Consider the following 4021-nt stretch of genomic DNA (forward strand, 5'->3'; position numbering starts at 1 on the left):
CAGCGGGCGCCGGGTGGCCGGCCCGATCCGTACGACACCGGGATCAAGGTCCGCCGGGAGGTGCTGGGCGACGCGTACGTCGACCAGGTGCTGGCGGGGGCCGACGAGTTCTCCGGCGCCTTCCAGGAGCTGCTCACCCGCTACGCCTGGGGCGAGGTCTGGGACCGTCCCGGGCTCGACCGGCGCACCCGCAGCTGTGTCACCCTGACCGCCCTCGTCGCCGGCGGCCATGTGGAGGAGCTGCCCGTGCACATCCGGGCCGCGCTGCGCAACGGGCTCACCCCGGCCGACATCCAGGAGGTGCTGCTGCAGACGGCCGTCTACTGCGGCGTTCCGGCGGCGAACCGGGCCTTCCGGGTGGCGCAGCAGGTCGTCCGGGAGGAGACCACGCCCCAGGAGTGAGCCGGGGGCGCCCCGCGCGGCGGTGCGCGCGGGGGCAGGATGGAACCATGAGGTTCACGAAGAAGTCGCACTCCTGCGTCCGGCTGGAGAAGGACGGCCACGTCCTCGTCCTGGACCCCGGAGGGTTCAGCGAGCAGGATGCCGCCCTCGGCGCGGACGCCGTCCTGGTCACCCACGAGCACCCCGACCACTTCGACGAGGGCCGGCTGCGCGCGGCGATGGAGGCGAATCCGGCGGCCGGGATCTGGACGCTGAAGTCCGTCGCGGACCAGGTCTCGGCCGCTTTCCCGGGCCGCGTGCACACCGTCGGCCACGGCGACACCTTCACGGCGGCCGGCTTCGACATCCAGGTCCACGGCGAACTGCACGCGGTGATCCACCCCGACATCCCGCGCGTCACCAACGTCGGCTACCTCGTCGACGGCGGAAAGCTCTTCCACCCCGGCGACGCGCTCACCGTCCCCGACCACCCGGTCGAGACGCTGATGCTGCCGGTCATGGCCCCCTGGAACAAGATCTCCGAGGTCATCGACTACGTCCGCGAGGTGCGGCCGCGGCGTGCCTACGACATCCACGACGCCCTGCTCACCGACCTGGCCCGTCCGGTCTACGACCGCCAGATCGGCGCCCTCGGCGGCGCGGAGCACCTGCGGCTCGCACCCGGCGGCGCGGCCGAGCTCTGAGACCGGCGAGAAGCCGAGAAGCCGAGAAGCCGGCAAGGGGTCGCCGAGGGCCGTCGGGAGCGTGGCGACGGGCTCCGGCCGGGTGGCGGCGGGCGGCGGGCTGGCGGCGACCGGCCGCGGGCGGGCGTTGTCGGACCCTGCGGGTAGGTTGTGGGACATGCGCATCGCGACCTGGAACGTGAACTCGATCACCGCCCGCCTGCCGAGGCTCCTGGCCTGGCTGGAGAGCAGCGGCACGGACGTGCTGTGCCTCCAGGAGGCCAAGGTCGCCGAGGAGAAGTTCCCGGTGGAGGAGCTGCGTGAACTGGGCTACGAGTCGGCGGTGCACGCGACCGGCCGGTGGAACGGCGTGGCGGTGCTCTCGAAGGCCGGCCTGGCGGACGTCGTCAGGGGGCTGCCGGGCGACCCCGGCTACGACGGCTCGGTGGAACCCCGCGCCATCTCCGCGACCTGCGGCCCGGTCCGCGTCTGGTCGGTGTACGTGCCGAACGGGCGGGAGGTGGACCACCCGCACTTCGCCTACAAACTCCAGTGGTTCGAGGCGCTGAAGGCCGCCGTGGCCGGTGACGCGGCGGGCGGCCGCCCGTTCGCGGTGATGGGCGACTACAACGTGGCACCGACGGACGACGACGTGTACGACCGGGCCGCCTTCGAGGGCTCCACCCACGTCACTCCCGCCGAGCGCGCCGCTCTCGCCTCCCTGCGCGAGGCCGGCCTGTCGGACGTCGTCCCGCGCCCCCTCAAGTACGAGCACCCGTACACGTACTGGGACTACCGCCAGCTCTGCTTCCCCAAGAACCGGGGCATGCGCATCGACCTGGTGTACGGCAACGCGCCGTTCGCGAAGGCGGTCAAGGACTCCTACGTCGACCGTGAGGAGCGCAAGGGCAAGGGTGCCTCGGACCACGCTCCGGTCGTGGTCGACCTCGACGTGTAGACGTGTCGTGGGGTGCCGCCGGCCGTCGGCCGACCCCGCGCGCCTGTGGTGCCCGGGGCGTTACGAATGACAGGCTGTCGGTATGAACATCCCTTTCCTGGGCAGCCGGCGCCGGAAGGGCGGGCTGCCCGACCCCGAAGGCATCGCCGAACTCCTGGCCGAGTGTGAACTGTTGCGCTCCCAGGCGTACCGGGCGGGGGTCCGACTCGACGACACCCCGGCCTCGTTGGAGGCACTGGACCAGCTGGTTCCGGGCTGGCGGGACGACGAGGAGGCGTCGGACTGGCTGGGCAACGACGCGGGGTTGTATCTGGGCACCGTCATCGTGCGCACCGTACCGGGAGCCGCCTGGGAGATCCGCTCCGACGGACAGCCGGTCGTACGGCTGGTCTCCGGCCGGGAGTTCGACGTCGTGGACTCGGGACACGAGTGGGCGGCCAGCGGGGCACCCGAACTGTCCCAGCTGTACGCGGAGGTCGCGGAGGCGTGAATCCCCGGCCGGCGGCTTCCGTCCCCTCCCGCCCGCCGCCCGGCGTAAATACGGCTAATGCCCGGAGAGTGCGTGTCGCGCCATCCCGGCGATCTTGCCTGGATACGTTGCGGCGACCACCGCACGGCTGAGGACGAGTAGGGGTGGGTATGGCCGTCGATCCGCTGAACGAACTTCGAGACGTCAGTACGTACTTCGGGGACCCGCGTATGCCGCGGAACATCGCCCTGACCATGGGCAGGGCGACGGCGCGGCTGCCGCGCGCCGGTACCGGCGAAGATTCTCCAGCACTGAGCGGGTGACACCGGCAGACCCGTCCGTCCTGGCCTCGACTACGATGTTCCCTCCGTCCCGGTGGGAGAGGGGACTTCGCGGCAGGAGCGCGGACGCCGCCGCCGGGAGGGGCCCACCGCGGACCTCGCCCGCGGGGCGGCGGTCACATCGGCCAGTCCCGTCCGGCGGCAGCCGGAGATCACTGCTCGCGCGGCGAACCGACAGCACGACGGGTCGTCCGCCGGCGAGAAGAAGGTCAGCTGCGCGCCGGACGGGGAGTGCCGGCCGGGTGCCGGCGGAAGGGCCGGTGGGAGTGCCGGCCGGGTTCACTCCGCCCGGTGCGTCTTGCGCGGGGCGGGAGCGGGCAGCGGAGTCTGCGCCGACTTGGTCACGTCCCCGACCAGTTCGACCACATCGGGGCCATAGGCCTGGGAGTTGATCACCTTCAGCAGCAGGACGAAGGAGTTCGGCCCGTGCTTGCGGGCCAGCCGCTCGTGGTTGCGGGCGAGATAACGGGTCGCGGCCTGGTTGGTGATCGCGCGCTGGCCGCAGAAGAGGAACACCGGCCGTGTCTCGTGCCGTTCGCCGACGGTCAGCCGGGCCAGCAGCACGTACTCGGTGATGCCCGGGTCCATGCGGTAGCGCTCGGAGCCGATCTGGAACGCGCCCCGGTCCGGTCCCGGCTCCGGGTCCACGTTGACCCGCACCCCCGGCAGCATGGCAGCCATATGGGCGACCATCCGCCGGTTCGAGGCCGGACCGCCCACACAGAACTCGGTCCGCTCGCCGAAGCCCTGGTGCGCCGCGTCCTGCGTCACCACCTGGACATGCGCCCCGCAGTCCTTGATCAGCGCGGAGAGTTCGAGCAGCGCGAACACGTCGAACCGGTGCACCGCCGGTTCCGCCGTCGCCGAATCGCGGTTGACGACGAGCAGTGACTCGGAGTTCTCCGGCAGACCGAAGAAGGCCTGCTTGCGCCGGAGCTTGCGCTTCCACAGATAGGTGCGGGCGATCCAGCCCAGCGCGGCACTGACGCCCGTGGCCAGCACACCCAGAACGATATTGCGTACGTCGTCGGTCATGGGCGCGCATGCTAGCGGTCCGACGCAAACCCGTGTTCGACACCCGGGTGCCCGGACCGCCCCCGACCCCCGGCCCGGCACACCTCGCGACCTCCCTGACGAGAGCATGGCGACGAACTAAGCTGCGCGGACGGCCCTTAACCGGAGGTGCGGA

At 71.7% G+C, this 4021-nt stretch carries 5 protein-coding genes; 4 read left to right on the forward strand and 1 reads right to left on the reverse strand.

Going from position 1 to position 4021, the window contains the following annotated elements:
• The 4 genes from pcaC to B9S61_RS09560 form a co-directional block, all read left to right on the forward strand.
• Nucleotides 1–402, forward strand: a 402-nt coding sequence (pcaC, locus tag B9S61_RS09545; protein WP_103541875.1) for a 4-carboxymuconolactone decarboxylase, incomplete at its 5' end; no start/stop codon positions are given.
• A gap of 47 nt (nucleotides 403–449) precedes the next feature.
• Nucleotides 450–1085: an MBL fold metallo-hydrolase gene (locus B9S61_RS09550; RefSeq protein ID WP_103541876.1), complete on the forward strand. Its 636-nt coding sequence runs from the start codon at nucleotides 450–452 to the stop codon at nucleotides 1083–1085.
• A gap of 157 nt (nucleotides 1086–1242) precedes the next feature.
• Nucleotides 1243–2022 (forward strand): exodeoxyribonuclease III, encoded by a 780-nt coding sequence (locus B9S61_RS09555; protein ID WP_103541877.1) that lies wholly within the window; start codon nucleotides 1243–1245, stop codon nucleotides 2020–2022.
• Between the two features lie 82 nt (nucleotides 2023–2104).
• Complete coding sequence (locus B9S61_RS09560) at nucleotides 2105–2512, forward strand: DUF6278 family protein (protein WP_103541878.1); 408 nt, start codon at nucleotides 2105–2107, stop codon at nucleotides 2510–2512.
• Between the two features lie 599 nt (nucleotides 2513–3111).
• Here B9S61_RS09560 and B9S61_RS09565 read toward each other — a convergent pair.
• Complete coding sequence (locus tag B9S61_RS09565) at nucleotides 3112–3867, reverse strand: hypothetical protein (protein ID WP_103541879.1); 756 nt, start codon at nucleotides 3865–3867, stop codon at nucleotides 3112–3114.
• Between the last annotated feature and the right edge of the window lie 154 nt (nucleotides 3868–4021).

It is taken from the genome of Streptomyces sp. SM1, from assembly GCF_002910825.1.
In the GTDB taxonomy this organism is placed as follows: domain Bacteria; phylum Actinomycetota; class Actinomycetes; order Streptomycetales; family Streptomycetaceae; genus Streptomyces; species Streptomyces okerensis.

Bases quoted from the DNA above. Each gene is read 5' to 3' on its own strand.
- B9S61_RS09565 (WP_103541879.1), bottom strand. From the start codon at position 3,867: ATGACCGACGACGTACGCAATATCGTTCTGGGTGTGCTGGCCACGGGC.
- B9S61_RS09560 (WP_103541878.1), top strand. From the start codon at position 2,105: ATGAACATCCCTTTCCTGGGCAGCCGGCGCCGGAAGGGCGGGCTGCCC.
- B9S61_RS09555 (WP_103541877.1), top strand. From the start codon at position 1,243: ATGCGCATCGCGACCTGGAACGTGAACTCGATCACCGCCCGCCTGCCG.
- B9S61_RS09550 (WP_103541876.1), top strand. From the start codon at position 450: ATGAGGTTCACGAAGAAGTCGCACTCCTGCGTCCGGCTGGAGAAGGAC.